The following is a 17,247-nucleotide window of genomic DNA, read 5'->3' as shown; positions in this document are numbered from 1 at the left end:
TTTGACAGCTTTGCGATGGTGGATTGGTCAGGCGGTAATGATACCGGGCCGACCCCGCGCAAAGATGCGATCTGGGCTTGTGTTGTGCGTGATGGCAAAGTGCAGGCGCTTGACTATCTGCGCAACCGTGTGGTGGCTGAAACCTGTCTGCGTGAACTGATCGAGACCGAATTGGCGGCGGGTCGACGCCTGTTTCTGGGGTTCGATTTCCCGTTTGGCTACCCTCAAGGATTTGCCGAAGCCATGACAGGCTACGGTGATCCGTTGGCGTTGTGGGATTGGCTAGAGGCACAAGTCGAGGATTCACCCAACGCCAATAATCGCTTCGATCTGGCGGGGCTGATCAATAGCCGGTTTGGTGGCAAGGGCCCGTTCTGGATGAATGCGCTGCGCCGCGATATCGACGGGTTGCCGCGCACGAAAAAGGACTATCACAACCCGTTCCCCGACCGCCGTGCAGTCGAATTGTTGGCGAAGGGTAGCTTTACCTGCTGGCAAATGGCCGGGGCCGGGTCTGTCGGGGGGCAGGTGATGATGGGCCTGCCGGTGCTCAGCCGATTGCGGCATGCCTTCGACGGAAAGGTCGCCGTCTGGCCGTTTCAGCCGCTGGACAAACCGGTCGCGTTTGTCGAGATCTGGCCCTCGCTCAATCTAGGGTCCGCCCCGCCGGATCGGATCAAGGATGCCTGGCAGATGGAACAGGTCGCCTTGACTTTGTCCCGGCTTAGCGATCAGGAATTGACAGAACAGTTGGATGTTTCAGCCCCCGAGGAGGGGTGGATTTTGGGTGTACCTCAAGACAGACCGAACATAGCGCTGCCGCGATTGCGAAACGATTGTTTTGCCTTGCCTGCGGGAGTGAACTGGACGCCGGTGGATGAGGCCTTGGCTTTGCTTCAGAGCCGGTTACATCCCGTGACCGGGATTGAAACTGTTCCGTTGACGCGATCCGTGGGCCGGGTTTTGGCCGAAGACGTGGTGGCAAAACGCTCGAACCCGCCGCAACCCAACACGGCGGTTGATGGCTATGGCTTTGCAGGCCCTGCCGCAGATGGTGCACAGGTGATGCCTTTGACTGAAGGTCGTGCAGCGGCGGGCATTCCATTTGATGGCCAGGTCCCGCCCGGCCATGCGCTGCGCATCCTGACCGGGGCGACCCTGCCCAAGGGCGTGGATACGGTGATCCTTGAAGAGGATGTGACGCTGAAGGATGGTCACATCGCGTTCCGAGGGCCGTTGAAAAAAAGTGCAAACACGCGCCGCGCGGGTGAGGATGTGGTTGAGGGTGACACAGCCCTTGCAGCCGGGCGCAGGCTAACGCCCGCGGATATGGCTTTATTGTCCGCCGTCGGTGTTGCTGAGGTTCCGGTGCGTCAGACCTTACGCGTGGCGGTTCTGTCTACCGGGGATGAACTTGTCGAGCCGGGCGAGGCGGCGGGTGCAGGGCAAATCTTCGATGCCAATCGTCCAATGTTGCTTTCTCTGATTGAGCGGATGGGATTTGTGCCTGTTGATATGGGCCGAGTCGAGGACGACCGGGATGTGCTGCGCAAACGGCTGGATGAGGCCGCCGCGCAGGCGGATGTCATCCTGACCAGCGGCGGGGCCTCGGCAGGGGATGAGGATCATGTCTCAGCCCTTTTGCGTGACGCGGGTGCGATGCAGGAGTGGCGGATTGCGCTGAAACCCGGGCGACCTTTGGCGCTGGGCATTTGGTCGGACACGCCTGTCTTTGGGCTGCCCGGCAACCCCGTCGCGGCTATGGTGTGCACCCTGATCTTCGCACGACCTGCTCTTTGCCTGATGTCAGGAGAAGGATGGGTTGAACCGCAGGGATTCGAGGTGCCTGCCGCGTTTGAGAAGCGCAAGAAACCTGGGCGCCGCGAATACCTGCGCGCGCGTCTGCGCGATGGCATAGCCGAGGTGTTTCATTCGGAAGGGTCAGGCCGGATCAGCGGGCTGAGCTGGGCCGAGGGGCTGGTCGAAATCGACGATGGTGCCCGGCATATTCAACCGGGCGATCCGGTACGGTTCATTCCTTACGGCAGTTTCGGGCTATGAGTGTCACCGTCTCGAAAGGGTTTAGTCCAGATGAACGGCCGATGGCTGCTGCACTGTTTTGGCAGGCCTTCGCAGCGAAATTGCACAAAGTGATGGGCCCGGAAGAACGGGGTTTGGCCTTTTTCGAGCAGGCTCTTAATCCCAATTTCGCATTGGTTGCACACGACTCGTCCGGACAAATACTGGGGCTTGCCGGTTTCAAGACCAACGAGGGTGGTCTGGCCGGAGGCAGCCTGTCTGACCTTGCGCGGGTCTATGGATGGTTCGGGGCACTGTGGCGCGGCACGGTGCTGAGCGTGTTGGAGCGAGACCTGAAACCCGGTGTGTTCCAAATGGATGGTATCTTTGTCGCAGCTGAGGCGCGCGGGAAGGGCGTCGGGACGACATTGCTGAGCGCGATCAAGGATGAGGCGCGCAGCCGTGGCATGACCGAAGTGCAATTGGATGTGATCGATACAAACCCGCGCGCGCAGGCTTTGTATGAACGCGAAGGATTCAAACCGGTAGGTTATGAAGAGACGGGGCCATTCGGGTATGTGTTTGGGTTCAGCAGTGCAACCAAGATGAGTTGGGCCGTTACACCCGTCTAATCGAACGTCCCGGCAACACGTCCCACCAGCATAAAGGCGCGCGCCGTTCTGGTGTCACCCAGCGCAGCCAGTTCGGCATCGCTGGCGTCAGGTTCAAATTCAACAATCATGTTGTCGAACCGTCGCAGGAAATGATGCGCCGCATCCCGGAAAATTGGGTCTTGCTTCATCCGCGCCGCCGTCAGCGCCAGTGACGATCGATCCCGAATTCCACCCAAAGCCGCCACGGCACGCCCACGAGCACCTTGAGCGAATTGCCGCCAGATCTCAGGCCGTGCCATGTCGGGGCGTAGGTCATCCATATAGATGCCTTCCTGGCTGAGCAGGGTCAGCACATCCTGCGAAGCCTGTACCAGCTTGGCGACCTTTCGGTCCTTCAGTGCCATCCGCAGCGCATTGAAGCCTTCGGTATCTTTATCGGTCTCGGGAAAATTCAGGGCGCGGATGAAGATATCGGTTGTCAGTGGTGGCGTGATCTCTTCGGCCGTGGTGCCCAGTGCCAGCGAGGTTTGATCTCCGGCAACCGGGGCTGACTGAAGGGTCTGAACAGGCTCGCGGCGTTTGGTCGAGAATGTGGCCAAGGCATCCTCGGCCTTTTTGGTTGCTGCGGCGATCTCGTCCAGCTTTTTGCTCACCGTCGGTTCGTAAGAGCTGGCAGCGCGCTGCTGTTGCACGACATAGGCCTGACGGATCGCATCGATGGCCGTCTGGAGCCGGGCACTTTCCTCTCGCATTATGCGGCTGGCACGCATGGCGGTGGCCGCGACCCAGATCATCGCGACCGGCATGAACACCGCAAGAAAGGTCACAATGATCCCACTACCTTCGGCCTGATCGGGCAGCACAAGAAACACGACCGATATCACCAGCCAGACGACACTCAGCACAGCGGCGGCGATTTCGATCGAGGTTACAGGTGTCCGGTCCGGGCGATCATAGATCCCCAGCGAGGTCGGCCGTTCGGTTTCTTGGTCAGGTTCGTTCCCCGACATGTCAGATGCTCCGGTCAGGCGTATTCGATGCTCAGAACTTCATAGGATCGCACACCGCCGGGTGTGCGCACTTCGACGCTGTCGCCTTCATCCTTGCCGATCAAAGCACGGGCCATGGGCGATTTGATGTTCAGCAGGCCGTTTTCGATATTGGCCTCATACTCTCCGACGATCTGCCAGGTCTTTTCCTCGTCGGTATCCTCATCGACCAATGTGACCTTTGCGCCGAATTTGATCGCGCCAGACAGTTTGGCGGGATCGATCACATCGGCCAGAGACAGGATGCCTTCCAGTTCCTTGATGCGGCCTTCGATAAAGCCCTGCTTTTCGCGGGCAGAATGATATTCGGCGTTTTCCTTCAAATCACCCAGTTCTCGGGCCGTTGCGATCGCTTCGATGATCGCTGGGCGCTCGACGGATTTGAGGTTTTTCAGCTCTGCTGCCAGCGCGGCATTGCCCGCAGGCGTCATTGGAATCTTTTCCATAGTCTTGTTGTCCACGCATAAATTGAGCCGCCCCGCCGCAGGGAAAGCGTCGGGGCGAATGATGGGTCGTTCAGTACCTGACCTAAATGGGGCGTGAATTGCAAGAGGCCAAGGGGCAGCCCGCGTTCAATTCGCGGCTTAGCGCCGTTCGGACGGGACAGGCGCGCGCCTGTGGCGGTGATCGGGGGGCTTGTCCCGGCGCCAGCGGCGCGAATGGGTGCATAGCCACAGCATCTCAATCATATTGGACCACTTCGAATTCTATGCCGTTGTCATCGTCGAAATAGAACCTTTTGCCTGGTTCGTAATCCGCATGGTTATGGGGTGTGAAACCGGCGTCGCGTACTTTGGCTTCGGTGGCGTCGATATCTTCGACCAGAACGCCAACATGGTTCAAGCCGCCGACGATGTCATAGCTGCTTTCACCTGCGGGTTTGGGATCACTGGGCGCATAAAGCGCCAGGTAGGTATGCGCGCTGCCCACATGCACAGTGTAGCCACCCGCAATGGCCGGGCCTTCCCAGCGGGTCTTCCAGCCAAAGACCTTTTGCATCCACGCCGCCGAGGCCTGCGGGTCGCGAACGGTGAAATTGGTGTGTTCAAGCGTCGCCATCATGGGATCTCCTTTACGAATTGAGGCTTGTCACGACTCACCGTAATTTCTAAACCTAACTTTAGGTCAAGGTATTTTTTACGAGGGTCTAATGGCTGCATCTGAAGGGCTGGCAATCGGCGCACTGGCCCGGCGCACCGGTTTGGCGGTATCGGCCATTCGGTATTATGAGGCTCAGGGCCTGATTTCGCCGTGGCGCAACGCGGGCGGGCAGCGGCGGTATCAGCGGGCCGATATCCGACGGCTGAGCTTTGTGATGATCGCACAGCAGTTCGGCTTGACCCTGCCGGAAATCCGCGAGGTTCTGTCGGGCCTTCCGGGCAACCGCACCCCGACACCGCAAGATTGGAAGGATATCAGTGTAACGCTGCGGGCGCATTTAGATCAGCGAATCGACACATTGGTACGGCTACGCGACAATCTGGATGGCTGCATTGGCTGTGGGTGCTTAAGCCTGCCGAAATGTGCACTGTACAATCCAGATGATCGCGCCAAATCAAATGGGAGCGGTCCCAGATACCTGATGGGCGACTCTCCAGAGGCTTAACTGCCGCATTGCAGCAATGTTACGCCGTGTTTTGATTGACCAAGGTCTTTCCGACCATGTAATCAGCCGTGAAACAAAATTGCGCCGACTGCACGAGAAAAGCGCCAATTCGGAAAGTTAGCTAAGGAGCCCGCGATGGCCGATATTGAACGCGAAGCGATGGAATATGACGTGGTGATCGTGGGCGCAGGTCCTGCGGGCCTGTCGGCGGCCATCCGTCTAAAACAGCTGGATGCGGATCTGAACGTTGTGGTTCTGGAAAAGGGGTCCGAAGTCGGCGCGCATATCCTGTCAGGCGCGGTGCTTGATCCCTGTGGTCTGGATGCGCTGATCCCCGATTGGAAGGAAAAAGGCGCGCCGCTGAACACACCGGTCAACGAAGACAACTTCTATATGCTGGGAGAGGCGGGTCAGATCCGTATCCCCAACTTCCCAATGCCGCCGCTGATGAACAACCACGGCAACTACATTGTCTCGATGGGCAATGTCTGCCGCTGGATGGCCGAGCAGGCTGAAGAGCTGGGCGTGGAAGTCTTCCCTGGCATGGCATGTTCGGAGCTTGTCTATGGCGAGAACGGCGAAGTCAAAGGCGTGGTCGCAGGTGTCTTTGGCCTGGAAGCCGATGGCTCTTACGGTCCAAACACCGAGCCTGGCATGGAATTGCACGGCAAATATGTCTTCCTGTCGGAAGGTGTGCGCGGGTCGCTGTCCAAAGAAATCATTGCCAAATACGACCTGTCTGCTGGCAAAGAGCCGCAGAAATACGGCGTTGGCATGAAGGAGATTTGGGAGGTCGATCCTTCCAAGCACAAGGAAGGAAGTGTCACGCACACCATGGGCTGGCCGCTGGGTAGCAACGCGGGCGGTGGATCGTTCATCTATCACCTTGAAAACAATCAGGTCTATGTCGGCTTTGTGGTTCACCTGAACTATAAAAACCCGCATCTGTACCCCTACATGGAATTCCAGCGCTTCAAACATCACCCGGTCGTTGCTGACCTGCTGAAAGGCGGCAAGCGCGTGGCATATGGCGCACGGGCAATCACTGAAGGCGGGTTCCAGTCGATGCCGAAGCTGGTCGCGCCGGGTGTGGCGCTTCTGGGCTGCTCGGCAGGCATGGTCAACGTGCCGCGCATCAAGGGCAACCATAACGCCATGCTGTCGGGTAAGGCCGCAGCCGAGGCTGCCTATGAAGCCATCAAGGCCGAGCGGTCTGGTGATGAGCTGACAGATTATGAGACCGAAGTGCGCAGCGGCCCCATCGGCAGCGACCTCAAGAAGGTTCGCAACGTCAAGCCGATCTGGTCGAAATGGGGCCTGACCGCCTCTCTGATGCTGGGTGGTTTGGACATGTGGACCAATACGCTGGGCTTTTCCCTGTTCGGCACCATCGGTCACGGTAAAAACGATGCTGAGGCGACCGAGGATGCCAGCAAGCACGAGCCGATTGACTATCCCAAACCCGACGGTGTGCTGTCTTTTGATCGTCTGACCAACGTGTCATTCGCGATGACCAACCACGAGGAAAGTCAACCCTGCCATTTGCACCTGTCTGATCCAGAGGTTCCGGTAAAGGTCAACCTGCCTCAGTTCGACGAACCGGCGCAGCGCTACTGCCCGGCAGGTGTGTATGAGGTGGTCGAAGACGAAAACGGCCCGCGATTCGTGATCAACTTTCAGAACTGCGTCCACTGCAAAACCTGTGATATCAAGGACCCCAGCCAGAACATCACCTGGACCACACCGCAGGGTGGGGATGGCCCGAACTATCCCAATATGTAGGCGAAAACCGGTGCACTGGCAGGGTCGTGAAGGCTCTGCCATTGCCTCTTGCCAGCCAAGGCCCTAGCTTATCGGTCAGTCTATGTTAGCAGGGCAGGATTTAGGTGATTTCCCTTGTGCATCGCGCGGTATTGGCCGCGCTGCTTTTTTCGACGGTCAGTGTGCCAGTGTCTGCGGATACAGGGGCAGGGGCCTATCTGGCTGGTCGTCAGGCGATTTATGAAAGCGACTATACAGCAGCCGAGCAATACTATGCGCAGGCGCTGAAGTTTGACCCTCAGAACGCACTTTTGTTGGAAAGTGTTGTGGTGGCACGACTGGCGCTGGGAGAGATCGAGCGCGCCTTGCCCATCGCGCAAACGATTGAAGAGGCTGAACTACCCAGCCAGGCCGCCAGAATGGTGGTCGCCGCCAATCTGATTGCGAATGACAAACTGGCAGAGCTTTTGGCGCGCGACCCCGAAACAAAGGGTGTTGGCCCGCTGGTAGACGGGCTGATGATCGCCTGGGCCCATCTTGGTCAGGGTGAATTGACCAAAGCGATCGAGCAGTTCGACACTGTATCCACCCAGGATGGGCTGCGCGAATTTGCGCTGTATCACAAGGCAATGGCACTGGCCTCGATCGGTGACTTTGAGGGGGCCGAGGCGATCTTTGCGGAAAATGATGGTGCGATTGCCCAATTCTCGCGCCGCGCAGCGATGGCGCGGACTGAGGTTCTGTCGCAGCTTGACCGAAACGCCGATGCGCTGGCGTTCTTGGAAACCGTCTTTGCGGCGGGCAGTGACCCTTCGATTGAAGATTATGTCAGCCAGTTGAATGCTGGTGAAACACTGCCCTTTACCCATGTTCGATCCGCTCAGGATGGCATGGCCGAGATCTTTTTCTCGGTCGCTGCGGTGCTGAACACCGAAGCGACGCCTGACTATGTACTGCTGTACACTCGCGTCGCAAGCTTCCTGCGCCCCGATCATGTAGATGCAATCTTGCTGAGCGCAGAGCTTCTGGATGAATTGAAGCAATATGATCTGGCCGTCGATACCTATCGAAAGGTTCCAGCTGACAGCAATGATCACCATGCCGCTGAGCTGGGTCGGGCCGAGGTGCTCAGCCGGTCAGGCAAAACAGATGCCGCCATCGAAGTGCTACAGAATCTTTCGGCAAAAAAACCCAATCTGCCCAGCGTTCACGTGGCACTTGCGGATATCCAGCGGCAACAGGAAAACTATGCGGCCGCAGTAGCGTCCTATGACAGTGCAATCGCCCTGACAGACGCCGCGTCAAGCGGGAACTGGTTCCTGCATTACGCGCGCGGCATCTCGCATGAGCGGTTGAAGAACTGGGATCAGGCCGAAGCGGATTTTCGGCGGGCGCTGGAGTTGAACCCGGATCAGCCGCAAGTTCTGAATTATCTGGGCTATTCGCTTGTCGAACGCCGCGAAAAACTGGATGAGGCGTTGGATATGATCGAACGCGCCGTCGCCGCGCGCCCGGACAGCGGTTACATTGTCGACAGCCTGGGTTGGGTCCTGTTCCGCCTTGGGCGCTATGACGAAGCCGTGGATCATATGGAACGCGCTGTTGCGCTGATGCCGGTTGATCCGGTGGTCAATGACCATCTGGGCGATGTCTATTGGGCCGTTGGCCGGGATCGTGAGGCTGAGTTCCAGTGGAAACGCGCATTGTCCTTTATTGACCCGGAAGAGATTGATGGCGAAGCTGACCCTGAGCGCATCCGCCGCAAGCTCGAGGTGGGTCTGGATGCAGTATTGGCCGAGGAAGGCTCCGATCCTTTGAAGGTTGCCAATGGCAACTAAGGGCTTCGCACCCGCCAAGATAAACCTCACACTGCATGTTACCGGCCAACGGGAGGACGGGTATCACCTGTTGGATTCGCTCGTGGCGTTTGCAGATGTCGGGGATCAACTGGAGTTTGCGCCGGGGCCCGATCTGTCGATTTCCGTTAGCGGAGAGCACGCGGCTGGCGTTCCCTCAGATGCGCGCAACCTTGTCTGGAAGGCGGCGGAAGCCACTGGTTGGACCGGACATATCGATCTGAACAAGGCACTACCACACGGTGCTGGCATTGGCGGCGGATCGTCTGATGCTGCTGCGATGTTACGCCATTCGCAAGATCAGGACATTGATATTCCACCCGATCTCCCCGTCTCTCTGGGGGCGGACATCCCGGTTTGCATAATGGCCAAGGCTGCGCGGATGCGAGGGATTGGTGAGCAGGTGACTGCGATGACCTTGCCTGAGTTGCCTGCCCTTTTGGTAAATCCCGGCGTTGAAGTGCCCACAGGGGCTGTGTTCAAAGTCATGGAATCGCGTCAAAACCCACAGATGCCAGATGATATTCCGATTTTTGAGGGCGTTGCTGACTGTGCCTTCTGGTTGTCCAATCAGCGAAACGACCTGCAAAGCCCTGCTATTAGCATCGCCCCAATGATTGGGCGTGTTCTGGACGAATTGACCGGGACTCGGGAGGTGTTACTGGCGCGTATGTCCGGCTCGGGCTCAACCTGCTTTGCGCTCTATCCATCCCTGAAAGCGGCCCATTTTGCAGCCTATGAGATTGGTGCAGCCCACCCTGATTGGTGGTGCCGCGCCACTCAGCTTAGTTGAGCCGAGACACCACGTAGTCCGCCAGGTCGCGCAGCAGGGTCCGTAGCTCATGATCTGGCAGCAACTCCAGTGCCGCCTTGGCTTTGTTGGCCCATCCCAACGCATCCTGACGTGTGGCTTCAAGCGTCTGATACTTGGCCATCAAGCTCAGTGCATGATCCAGGTCGCCATCTTGCTGCCGGCCTTTCTCGATCGTGCGCTCCCAGAACACGCGCTCATCGGGTGTGGCCTGCGCCACTGCCTTGATTACCGGCAGGGTCAGCTTCCGTTCGCGGAAATCGTCGCCAATGTTCTTGCCGGTCGCTTTGCTATCGCCCTGATAATCCAGCAGATCGTCGGCAATCTGGAAGGCAATACCCAGCGCATCGCCATAATCGAACAGGGCCTCGACCTGTGGTTCTGTCGCACCGGCGATCACACCGCCCACTTCGGTCGCTGCCGAGAACAACGCCGCTGTCTTGCCGCGCACGACTTGCAAGTAAACGGCCTCATCCGTGCCCAGATCGGTGGCGGCGGTCATTTGCAGCACTTCGCCTTCGGCAATGGTGGCCGAAGCATTGGCCAGAATATCCAGAACACGGAGCGATCCGGTTTCTACCATCAACTGAAAACTGCGTGAAAACAGATAGTCGCCCACCAGCACGCTGGATTTGTTGTCCCACAAAAGGTTCGCTGTGGGCCGCCCACGCCGCTGGGCGCTTTCGTCGACCACGTCGTCATGCAGCAGGGTCGCAGTGTGAATAAATTCAACCGTCGCGGCCAGACGCACATGATGCTCGCCCGTGTAGCCAAACAGACGCGCTGCCGCCAATGTCAGCATCGGGCGCAGACGTTTGCCACCCGCTTCGACCAGATGTGCGGTCACTTCAGGGATGCGCGGTGCGTGCTCAGATGCCATCCGGGTCCGGATCAGCGTATTCACCGCCTCCATTTCGCCGGTCAGAATTTCAGCGAGCCGCTCATGCGGTTTCGAGATTGTGCTGACGTCCATCACACTCCTGATACAAGGCTCGACTTCTGCCATGCCTTGCCCTTACATCCATCCCCATGAAAGAACTATTGCGCAGCACCGATCCGACAATCCTGGCCTTTGCATCCGCTCTTCTTGAGGGCGAGGATATAGACTGCTTTCAGATGGACGTAAATATGAGCATCCTCGAAGGCGGCATTGGAATCTTCCCTCGTCGCCTGATGGTTCGGGCGGATGATCTGACCCGTGCCGAACGCGTGATGCGCGATAATGACATCCCGCTGGGACGATGACCCGTTTCGAGGATAAAGACCTAAGCCAAAATGCGTTTTTGGGCGGCAAGCTGCACTTGTGGCAGCCTGTCAAAGGGTATCGCGCCGGGGTCGATCCGGTTTTACTTGCCGCGTCGGTTCCGGCCACCAGCGGCCAATCAGTGCTCGAGCTTGGATGCGGGGCCGGGGCGGCCATTCTTTGTCTTGCTGCACGGGTTCCGGGTTTGCAAATGTGCGGCGTTGAGCTGCAACCACCCTATGCGGGTTTGGCGCGTCGCAACGCCGCCGACAATTCCATTACGCTGGAGGTTGCAACCGCTGATCTAGGCGCACTTCCGACAGAGCTAAAACAACGTCAGTTTGATCATGTGATCGCAAACCCGCCCTACTACCGTGCTGGTGCCCATAGTCCGGCCCATGATTCAGGGCGCAGTGTTGCCTTGGGCGAACAGACCCCATTGGCCAATTGGATCGATGTGGCCACCAAACGCCTTGCGCCGCGCGGGTATTTACACATGATCCAAAAAGCGGACCGCCTGCCGGATATGCTGATGGCCTGCCAGGGCCAGCTGGGCTCGGTCGAAGTGCTGCCCTTGGCGGCGCGATCAGGGCGTGAAGCCGAACTGGTCATTTTGCGTGCCCGTAAGGGCGGGCGCGCTGCATTCCGTTTGCACGCCCCGCTGATTCTGCATCAAGGGGATCGGCACGAACAGGATGGCGAAAGCTATAGCCCTGAGATTTCAGCCGTGCTGAGGGATGGTGCAGCCATGGGGCCGTTTCATACCTCTCGGCGATGACCAGCCGAATTTGTCGGATTTATTACAGATTCTGTGCGCCTGCAGCGTGACAGGGTGGAAACGATGTGCTCAACTTCTTACGTGACTTTTAGACACGTAACCAAGGAGGATCGCCATGAGCGTAAGCGCACATCTGACGGAACTGAAGAAGAAGCACGAATCTCTCGGTCTAGAAGTGGAACAAGCCCAACGCTCGCCAGGCATCGATGATCTCCATATCGCCCAGCTGAAAAAGCAGAAACTTAAGCTCAAGGAAGAGATCGAACGCCTGTCAGCTTAGCCAGTCAGGCTGGCGCGCGCCGCAATTACAGCGCCGCCGGTGATCAGTACCGCCGCGATCGCCAATGTCCATGTCGGCATGGCGATCCCGGCACCAACCAGCACAACAGTAGACAGCAAAGGTGCGGCGTAAGAGCTGGTTCCCAGCATCTGTATGTCGCCCTGTTTGACCCCGATATCCCAAACATAAAACGCCAGCCCTACAGGCCCCAGACCCAAGGCAAAGGTTGAGGCCCAACTGAGGGCGGTATCGGGCCAGACGGTGGTTTCGAGTGCGAAATGCAGCACCCACGAGGCGATGGCAGTCAGCACGCAGAACACAGCAACAGTGCTTGTGGGCGTTTCACCCAGTTTACGGGACAGCACCGAATACCCCGACCATGTCAGAGCACAGAGGAAGGCCAGCGCGTATCCCGGCAGGTGGTCAATCTGAAAGCCTGCGCTGCCACCGCCAGTGATGATCAGCGCGGCACCGGCAAAGCCGAGGCAGGCCCCGAATAGATGGCCCGGTCTCAGGTGCTCGCCGGGTAGAAGTCCTGAAAACAGGACAATCAGGAGGGGCCAGAGATAGGCAATCAGCCCAGCCTCTGCCGCAGGGGCCATGCGCAGAGCCGAGAAATAGAGCGCGTGGTATCCGAACAGACCAACAGTGCCGAATGCATAGATTTTCCAACTGATGCTGCGCAGTTTGGAAAACCCACCGGATTGCCATGTCCAGATCAAACCCAGAGAACCGCCGATACTGAAACATATGGCATTGAGCAAAAGGGGCGGTGTCGGGGCCGAGCCGACGGTGAATAGCGCCAGCAAGGCCCACAGCAGAACAGCGATGAATCCGGTGGCAGTGGCGCGGTTTCTAGTCATTTGGCTAAGACGTCTTCTACGGGAATGATAGTGAACTCATCCGAGATATGGGCGGTCTTTTCAATCTCGGTCGCGAACCAATCGCGGAACGCGGCGACCTGTGGCCGGTTTTCCGCACCGGGCAGGCACAGAAACCGAAACCGCCCCTTGGTTTCGATGGCGGTTTTGAACGGGGCGATCAATCGCCCCTCGGTCATGTCTTTGATGATCATCGCGCGCCGCCCCAAGGCGACACCAACCCCGGCCACCGCAGCATCAATCGCGTGATCCGCGTTCGAGAAATGCGCGCCATGTGTTGGCGTGAACTCCATCCCAACGGCCTTGAACCAGGTCGGCCAATCGGCTGGTGGTTTGAGAAACGCGATTGAATCATCATGGATCAAGGGCGCATCACGCAAGCTTTCGGGGGTGGAAAACTGCTCTGCCAGCTCGGGTGTCATGACCGGCGTCAGCCATTCCTTGCGCACCGGCAGGCTATACATCCCCTCGTCCTGACCAGATCCAAAGCGGATCGCAACATCCACATCATCCTGTTCCAAATCCATATTGCGCAGGGTGGCCGAAAACCGCAGATCGATTTCTGGATGTGCGCGCGCAAAATCATATAGGCGCGGGGCAAGCCATTTTGCCGTTAGCGCCGGTCCGGCTGTAACGGTGAGCGTTGTATTGTCCTGCAATCTGCGGGTCGCGGTCCATGCGGATTTGAGCGTGGTAAACCCCTCGGCCGTTCCTGGGGCAAGTGCTTTGCCCGCTTCGGTCAATTCCACTGCGCGGTTTAAACGTCGGAATAGGGGGTAGCCCAGATGCTCCTCCAGCGATTTGATCTGAAAGGACAGCGCAGCGGGCGTTACGTTCAGCTCATCAGCCGCTTTCGCAAATGACATATGGCGCGCGGCGGCATCAAAGGCGCGCAAAGCGGTCAGAGGAGGCAGTCGGTCGGACATTTCACTTAAGATTTACTTACCTGAGCTGTCGAAAACTCTCGTTTGTACGTTTTGAAATCAAGCGCCATGTTGAGAGCAAGTCAAGTTCATCTTTAGCCAGGAGGATATGCCATGATCGAGATGACGACCAACCCGTCTGTTCAAGATGCGATCCGTCGCGCCCATGAAGAACGCAGCAAAGTCATTCACCAACTTTGGGCGTGGTTAACCGGTTCCCGCTGATCACAGCGCGCGTGATCTTACGGGATAAAGAAGGGCCGGTCCAAAAGGACCGGCCCGTTTTTGTTGCTACTGAGTCTGATCAGACGAAGAACTGAGCACCGTTGGCCGAGATGGTCGAGCCATTGATGAACTGAGAATCGTCCGAGGCCAGGAATGCGACACAGCGTGCGATTTCCTCTGGCTCACCCAAGCGGCCTGCCGGGATCTGGCCGATGATGGATTCACGGACTTTCTCTGGCACTGCCATAACCATTTCGGTGGCAATGTAGCCGGGGCAGATCGCGTTGGCGGTGATACCAGCGCGTGCGCCTTCTTGGGCTAAAGACTTCACGATGCCCAGATCGCCCGCCTTGGTTGCAGCATAGTTCACCTGCGCAAACTGACCCTTCTGACCGTTGATCGAGCTGATGACAATGATACGACCGAACTTGCGCTCGCGCATACCAGGCCAAACCGGGTGGACCGTGTTGAATACACCGGTCAGGTTGGTATCGATCACTTGATGCCACTGCTCGGGCGTCATTTTGTGGAACGGCGCGTCGCGGGTGATACCCGCGTTTGCCACAACGATATCGATGGGGCCGACTTCGGCCTCGACCTTTTCGATGCCCGCTTTGGACTCGTCATAGTCGGCCACGTTCCACTTGTAGGTGGCGATACCGGTTTCTTCGGTGAATTTTGCTGCGGCTTCATCGTTTCCTGCGTAGGTCGCTGCAACATTGCACCCTTCGGCCTTAAGCGCCTTGGAAATTGCTGCGCCGATGCCGCGGGAACCGCCGGTAACGAGTGCTGTACGTGCCATTTAGGAATCCTCCAAATTTAGTCGTCTTGGTAATTCTGTTACTCTGAGAGATAGTGTTGCGCAATATCGTTTCGTAGCAGTTTGGGCTTTCTGTCTGGCGATATTGTCGCATCTAGCGGATAAGCTTCGATTGTAACAAAAAAGGGCGCCGGTGGGACGCCCTTTTCTATTTGGCTGTCAAAGCACTTAGTCGCGCTCCACACACAGGGCGACACCCATGCCGCCACCGATGCACAGGGTCGCCAGACCCTTCTTGGCATCGCGACGTTTCATTTCGAACAGTAACGTGTTCAGAACGCGGCAGCCCGAGGCACCGATCGGGTGGCCGATGGCGATCGCACCGCCATTGACGTTCACAATGGACGGGTCCCAACCCATGTCCTTGTTCACAGCACAGGCCTGCGCGGCAAAGGCTTCGTTAGCTTCAACCAGATCCAGATCGTCAACCGACCAGCCAGCTTTTTCCAGCGCTTTGCGCGAGGCGTAGATCGGGCCAACGCCCATGATCGACGGGTCCAGACCGGCGGTTGCGTAGGATGCGATCCGCGCCAGAGGCTCAATCCCGCGCTTTTCGGCGTTCTCGGCCGACATCAGCAGAGTCGCCGCCGCGCCGTCATTCAGGCCCGAGGCGTTGGCGGCGGTGACCGAACCGTCTTTGGTGAAAGCTGGGCGCAGTTTTGCCATCGCTTCCATGGTGGCGCCGTGGCGGATGTACTCATCCTTATCCATCACGATGTCACCCTTGCGGGTCTTGATAGTGAAGGGCACGATCTCATCCGAGAACTTGCCTGCTTTCTGCGCAGCTTCGGCTTTGTTCTGGCTGGCAACGGCGAATTCGTCCTGTTGATCGCGGCTGATCTGCCATTTCTCGGCGACGTTCTCGGCGGTTTGACCCATATGGTAGCCGTTGAAAGCATCCCACAAGCCGTCGCGGATCATCGTGTCGATATATTTCATGTCGCCCATCTTGTGACCGGCGCGCAGGGCGGCGGCGTGGGGCGACAGGGTCATGTTTTCCTGGCCACCGGCGGCGACGATGTCCGCATCACCCAGTTGGATATGCTGCGCACCCAGAGCCACAGCGCGCAAGCCCGAGCCGCAGACCTGGTTGATGCCCCAAGCTGCGCTTTCCTGCGGCAAGCCGGCATTGATATGCGCTTGGCGGGCTGGGTTCTGGCCCTGTGCGGCGGTCAGAACCTGACCCATGATGGTTTCGCTTACTTCGCCCTTTTCTACTCCGGCGCGTTCCACGACCGCTTCCAAAACGGCAGCGCCCAGATCATGTGCAGGGGTGTTCGCAAACGAACCGCTAAAGCTGCCCACGCCCGTGCGTGCGGCGGATGCGATTACTACGTTGGTCATATAGTCAGTCCTTTACCGTCAAGGTCCTTTGGGAAATCTGACGGCGCAGGTGGCAGAGAGGTCTCTGACAAAACAAGAGCGCCCCAAGTTCCCCGCTCCAGCGCTTTATGGCATATCGCAATGCTGCATATGCAGCAACGGGCAGCTTGTCTCAGCAGTTTGAGTGATTGAAACGACTGGGCCGATTTTTGCTTAAGAGCCTGTTTTGGATTTGTTTTCCTGCTTCCAAGGAGGGGCGACTGTGGGCGCTCCGAACAGAAAACCTTGCAAACAGTCGACCCCGCTATTGCGCAGAAACTCGGCGTCAGCCTGATTTTCAACCGATTCGGCAGTCACCAGTATCTCGAATTCCTGTGCGACTAGGATCAACGCGCGCACCAGTGCCTGATTGTCGGGCTGTTCACTTATGCCTCGAATGAACTGGCCATCGATCTTTGCGGCGTCGAACAGAAACTCACGAAAATGGCGCAGACCAAAATCGCTGGCGCCAAAGTCGTCTAACGCAAAGGCAATGCCGCGTTCCTGCAGGCGATCCATCAGGTCGATCACAAGTTCCGGCACTTGCATGGCGGATTGTTCCGAAATCTCCAGGATCAGCCGCTCACCAACGCTCTCGTCCCGTTTCAGAAACCGATCCAGTACCTTTGCCCAGCGCGAAAACCCGATTGAGCGCGCGGACATGTTAATCGACAAGCGTATGTCGGGGTTTCGCACCAATGTTTGCAACCCAAGTTCCAGCGCGATGCAATCAATCTCGCGCCCCAGAGGCGTGTTTTCCACCTGCGGCATGAATTCTCGCGCCGGGATCACACGCCCGGTTTCGTCCAGCACGCGGATAAAGCCTTCGTAAAAGGCAATGCCACCAGGCGATTGCGCCTGCACAACCGGCTGAAAGGCCAGCTTGCACTGTTTGTGCTTCACCGCTTCGGTCGCCATTTTCACCACGGATCGATCCCGCGCCGAGATGGCCGAGTTTAACGGGTTGTCCGATCCTTCAGGTAAATCTGCAAGTTTCTTGTCCCGCATAAGCGCCAGTT

At 57.9% G+C, this 17,247-nt stretch carries 18 protein-coding genes; 9 read left to right on the top strand and 9 right to left on the bottom strand.

The features are described from left to right. The first annotated feature begins 15 nt into the window (after positions 1-15). Both ACR0DH_RS10095 and ACR0DH_RS10090 read left to right on the top strand, forming a co-directional pair. Positions 16-2,061: a molybdenum cofactor synthesis domain-containing protein gene (locus ACR0DH_RS10095; protein WP_480548926.1), complete on the top strand. Its 2,046-nt coding sequence runs from the start codon at positions 16-18 to the stop codon at positions 2,059-2,061. 41 nt (positions 2,062-2,102) lie between these two features. Further along, complete coding sequence (locus ACR0DH_RS10090; protein WP_480548495.1) at positions 2,103-2,651, top strand: GNAT family N-acetyltransferase; 549 nt, start codon at positions 2,103-2,105, stop codon at positions 2,649-2,651. Here ACR0DH_RS10090 and ACR0DH_RS10085 read toward each other — a convergent pair. The 3 genes from ACR0DH_RS10085 to ACR0DH_RS10075 all read right to left on the bottom strand — a co-directional run bounded on the left by ACR0DH_RS10085 (position 2,648) and on the right by ACR0DH_RS10075 (position 4,744). Beyond that, the gene (locus ACR0DH_RS10085) at positions 2,648-3,643 is read right to left on the bottom strand and encodes a hypothetical protein (protein WP_480548497.1); all 996 of its coding nucleotides are present in this window, start codon (positions 3,641-3,643) and stop codon (positions 2,648-2,650) included. The two genes, ACR0DH_RS10090 and ACR0DH_RS10085, sit on opposite strands and share 4 nt — an antisense overlap. 14 nt (positions 3,644-3,657) lie before the next feature. Further along, the gene (gene greA, locus ACR0DH_RS10080) at positions 3,658-4,128 is read right to left on the bottom strand and encodes a transcription elongation factor GreA (RefSeq protein WP_480544391.1); all 471 of its coding nucleotides are present in this window, start codon (positions 4,126-4,128) and stop codon (positions 3,658-3,660) included. A gap of 235 nt (positions 4,129-4,363) precedes the next feature. Next, positions 4,364-4,744: a VOC family protein gene (locus tag ACR0DH_RS10075; protein WP_480544390.1), complete on the bottom strand. Its 381-nt coding sequence runs from the start codon at positions 4,742-4,744 to the stop codon at positions 4,364-4,366. 88 nt (positions 4,745-4,832) lie between these two features. Here ACR0DH_RS10075 and soxR point away from each other — a divergent pair, with 88 nt between their 5' ends. The 4 genes from soxR to ACR0DH_RS10055 all read left to right on the top strand — a co-directional run bounded on the left by soxR (position 4,833) and on the right by ACR0DH_RS10055 (position 9,698). Beyond that, positions 4,833-5,288, top strand: a complete 456-nt coding sequence (gene soxR / locus ACR0DH_RS10070; protein WP_353013598.1) for a redox-sensitive transcriptional activator SoxR — start codon at positions 4,833-4,835, stop codon at positions 5,286-5,288. A gap of 135 nt (positions 5,289-5,423) precedes the next feature. Beyond that, entirely contained in the window at positions 5,424-7,070 is a 1,647-nt protein-coding gene (locus ACR0DH_RS10065) for an electron transfer flavoprotein-ubiquinone oxidoreductase (protein ID WP_480548499.1), read from the top strand. A 104-nt stretch (positions 7,071-7,174) separates the two neighbouring features. Then, entirely contained in the window at positions 7,175-8,887 is a 1,713-nt protein-coding gene (locus ACR0DH_RS10060; protein ID WP_480548501.1) for a tetratricopeptide repeat protein, read from the top strand. Beyond that, entirely contained in the window at positions 8,877-9,698 is an 822-nt protein-coding gene (locus tag ACR0DH_RS10055; RefSeq protein WP_480548503.1) for a 4-(cytidine 5'-diphospho)-2-C-methyl-D-erythritol kinase, read from the top strand. Before ACR0DH_RS10060 ends, ACR0DH_RS10055 begins: the two co-directional genes overlap by 11 nt. Here ACR0DH_RS10055 and ACR0DH_RS10050 read toward each other — a convergent pair. After that, positions 9,691-10,689, bottom strand: coding sequence for a polyprenyl synthetase family protein (locus ACR0DH_RS10050; RefSeq protein ID WP_480548505.1), 999 nt, complete (start codon positions 10,687-10,689; stop codon positions 9,691-9,693). The genes ACR0DH_RS10055 and ACR0DH_RS10050 overlap by 8 nt on opposite strands. Positions 10,690-10,745: 56 nt before the next feature. Between ACR0DH_RS10050 and ACR0DH_RS10045 the strand changes: the two genes are divergently transcribed. From ACR0DH_RS10045 to ACR0DH_RS10035, 3 genes are all read left to right on the top strand, one after another. After that, on the top strand, positions 10,746-10,961 hold the full coding sequence (locus tag ACR0DH_RS10045; protein WP_170387439.1) for a putative signal transducing protein: 216 nt from the start codon (positions 10,746-10,748) through the stop codon (positions 10,959-10,961). After that, positions 10,958-11,737 carry a tRNA1(Val) (adenine(37)-N6)-methyltransferase gene (locus ACR0DH_RS10040; protein ID WP_480548507.1) on the top strand — a complete coding sequence of 260 codons (780 nt, stop codon included), beginning with the start codon at positions 10,958-10,960 and terminating at the stop codon, positions 11,735-11,737. The genes ACR0DH_RS10045 and ACR0DH_RS10040 overlap by 4 nt, the downstream gene beginning before the upstream one ends. A gap of 115 nt (positions 11,738-11,852) precedes the next feature. Beyond that, positions 11,853-12,017, top strand: coding sequence for a YdcH family protein (locus ACR0DH_RS10035; protein ID WP_083445267.1), 165 nt, complete (start codon positions 11,853-11,855; stop codon positions 12,015-12,017). On the opposite strand, the gene yddG is transcribed toward ACR0DH_RS10035, so the two are convergent. From yddG to ACR0DH_RS10010, 5 genes are all read right to left on the bottom strand, one after another. Further along, positions 12,014-12,880 carry an aromatic amino acid exporter YddG gene (yddG, locus tag ACR0DH_RS10030; RefSeq protein WP_480548509.1) on the bottom strand — a complete coding sequence of 289 codons (867 nt, stop codon included), beginning with the start codon at positions 12,878-12,880 and terminating at the stop codon, positions 12,014-12,016. The genes ACR0DH_RS10035 and yddG overlap by 4 nt on opposite strands. After that, positions 12,877-13,824 carry a transcriptional regulator GcvA gene (locus ACR0DH_RS10025; protein ID WP_480548511.1) on the bottom strand — a complete coding sequence of 316 codons (948 nt, stop codon included), beginning with the start codon at positions 13,822-13,824 and terminating at the stop codon, positions 12,877-12,879. The genes yddG and ACR0DH_RS10025 overlap by 4 nt, the downstream gene beginning before the upstream one ends. A 301-nt stretch (positions 13,825-14,125) precedes the next feature. Beyond that, on the bottom strand, positions 14,126-14,848 hold the full coding sequence (gene phbB, locus ACR0DH_RS10020; RefSeq protein WP_353012069.1) for an acetoacetyl-CoA reductase: 723 nt from the start codon (positions 14,846-14,848) through the stop codon (positions 14,126-14,128). A 186-nt stretch (positions 14,849-15,034) separates the two neighbouring features. Then, positions 15,035-16,210, bottom strand: coding sequence for an acetyl-CoA C-acetyltransferase (locus ACR0DH_RS10015; RefSeq protein ID WP_480548513.1), 1,176 nt, complete (start codon positions 16,208-16,210; stop codon positions 15,035-15,037). A 192-nt stretch (positions 16,211-16,402) separates the two neighbouring features. Then, the gene (locus tag ACR0DH_RS10010) at positions 16,403-17,236 is read right to left on the bottom strand and encodes an EAL domain-containing protein (protein ID WP_480548515.1); all 834 of its coding nucleotides are present in this window, start codon (positions 17,234-17,236) and stop codon (positions 16,403-16,405) included. Between the last annotated feature and the right edge of the window lie 11 nt (positions 17,237-17,247).

It is taken from the genome of Ruegeria sp. I1 (genome assembly GCF_056532675.1).
This window is presented reverse-complemented; position numbering and strand designations above follow the sequence as displayed.

Bases quoted from the DNA above. Each gene is read 5' to 3' on its own strand.
- ACR0DH_RS10095 (WP_480548926.1), top strand. From the start codon at position 16: ATGGTGGATTGGTCAGGCGGTAATGATACCGGGCCGACCCCGCGCAAA.
- ACR0DH_RS10090 (WP_480548495.1), top strand. From the start codon at position 2,103: ATGGCTGCTGCACTGTTTTGGCAGGCCTTCGCAGCGAAATTGCACAAA.
- ACR0DH_RS10085 (WP_480548497.1), bottom strand. From the start codon at position 3,643: ATGTCGGGGAACGAACCTGACCAAGAAACCGAACGGCCGACCTCGCTG.
- greA (WP_480544391.1), bottom strand. From the start codon at position 4,128: ATGGAAAAGATTCCAATGACGCCTGCGGGCAATGCCGCGCTGGCAGCA.
- ACR0DH_RS10075 (WP_480544390.1), bottom strand. From the start codon at position 4,744: ATGATGGCGACGCTTGAACACACCAATTTCACCGTTCGCGACCCGCAG.
- soxR (WP_353013598.1), top strand. From the start codon at position 4,833: ATGGCTGCATCTGAAGGGCTGGCAATCGGCGCACTGGCCCGGCGCACC.
- ACR0DH_RS10065 (WP_480548499.1), top strand. From the start codon at position 5,424: ATGGCCGATATTGAACGCGAAGCGATGGAATATGACGTGGTGATCGTG.
- ACR0DH_RS10055 (WP_480548503.1), top strand. From the start codon at position 8,877: ATGGCAACTAAGGGCTTCGCACCCGCCAAGATAAACCTCACACTGCAT.
- ACR0DH_RS10050 (WP_480548505.1), bottom strand. From the start codon at position 10,689: ATGGACGTCAGCACAATCTCGAAACCGCATGAGCGGCTCGCTGAAATT.
- ACR0DH_RS10045 (WP_170387439.1), top strand. From the start codon at position 10,746: ATGAAAGAACTATTGCGCAGCACCGATCCGACAATCCTGGCCTTTGCA.
- ACR0DH_RS10040 (WP_480548507.1), top strand. From the start codon at position 10,958: ATGACCCGTTTCGAGGATAAAGACCTAAGCCAAAATGCGTTTTTGGGC.
- ACR0DH_RS10035 (WP_083445267.1), top strand. From the start codon at position 11,853: ATGAGCGTAAGCGCACATCTGACGGAACTGAAGAAGAAGCACGAATCT.
- yddG (WP_480548509.1), bottom strand. From the start codon at position 12,880: ATGACTAGAAACCGCGCCACTGCCACCGGATTCATCGCTGTTCTGCTG.
- ACR0DH_RS10025 (WP_480548511.1), bottom strand. From the start codon at position 13,824: ATGTCCGACCGACTGCCTCCTCTGACCGCTTTGCGCGCCTTTGATGCC.
- phbB (WP_353012069.1), bottom strand. From the start codon at position 14,848: ATGGCACGTACAGCACTCGTTACCGGCGGTTCCCGCGGCATCGGCGCA.
- ACR0DH_RS10015 (WP_480548513.1), bottom strand. From the start codon at position 16,210: ATGACCAACGTAGTAATCGCATCCGCCGCACGCACGGGCGTGGGCAGC.
- ACR0DH_RS10010 (WP_480548515.1), bottom strand. From the start codon at position 17,236: ATGCGGGACAAGAAACTTGCAGATTTACCTGAAGGATCGGACAACCCG.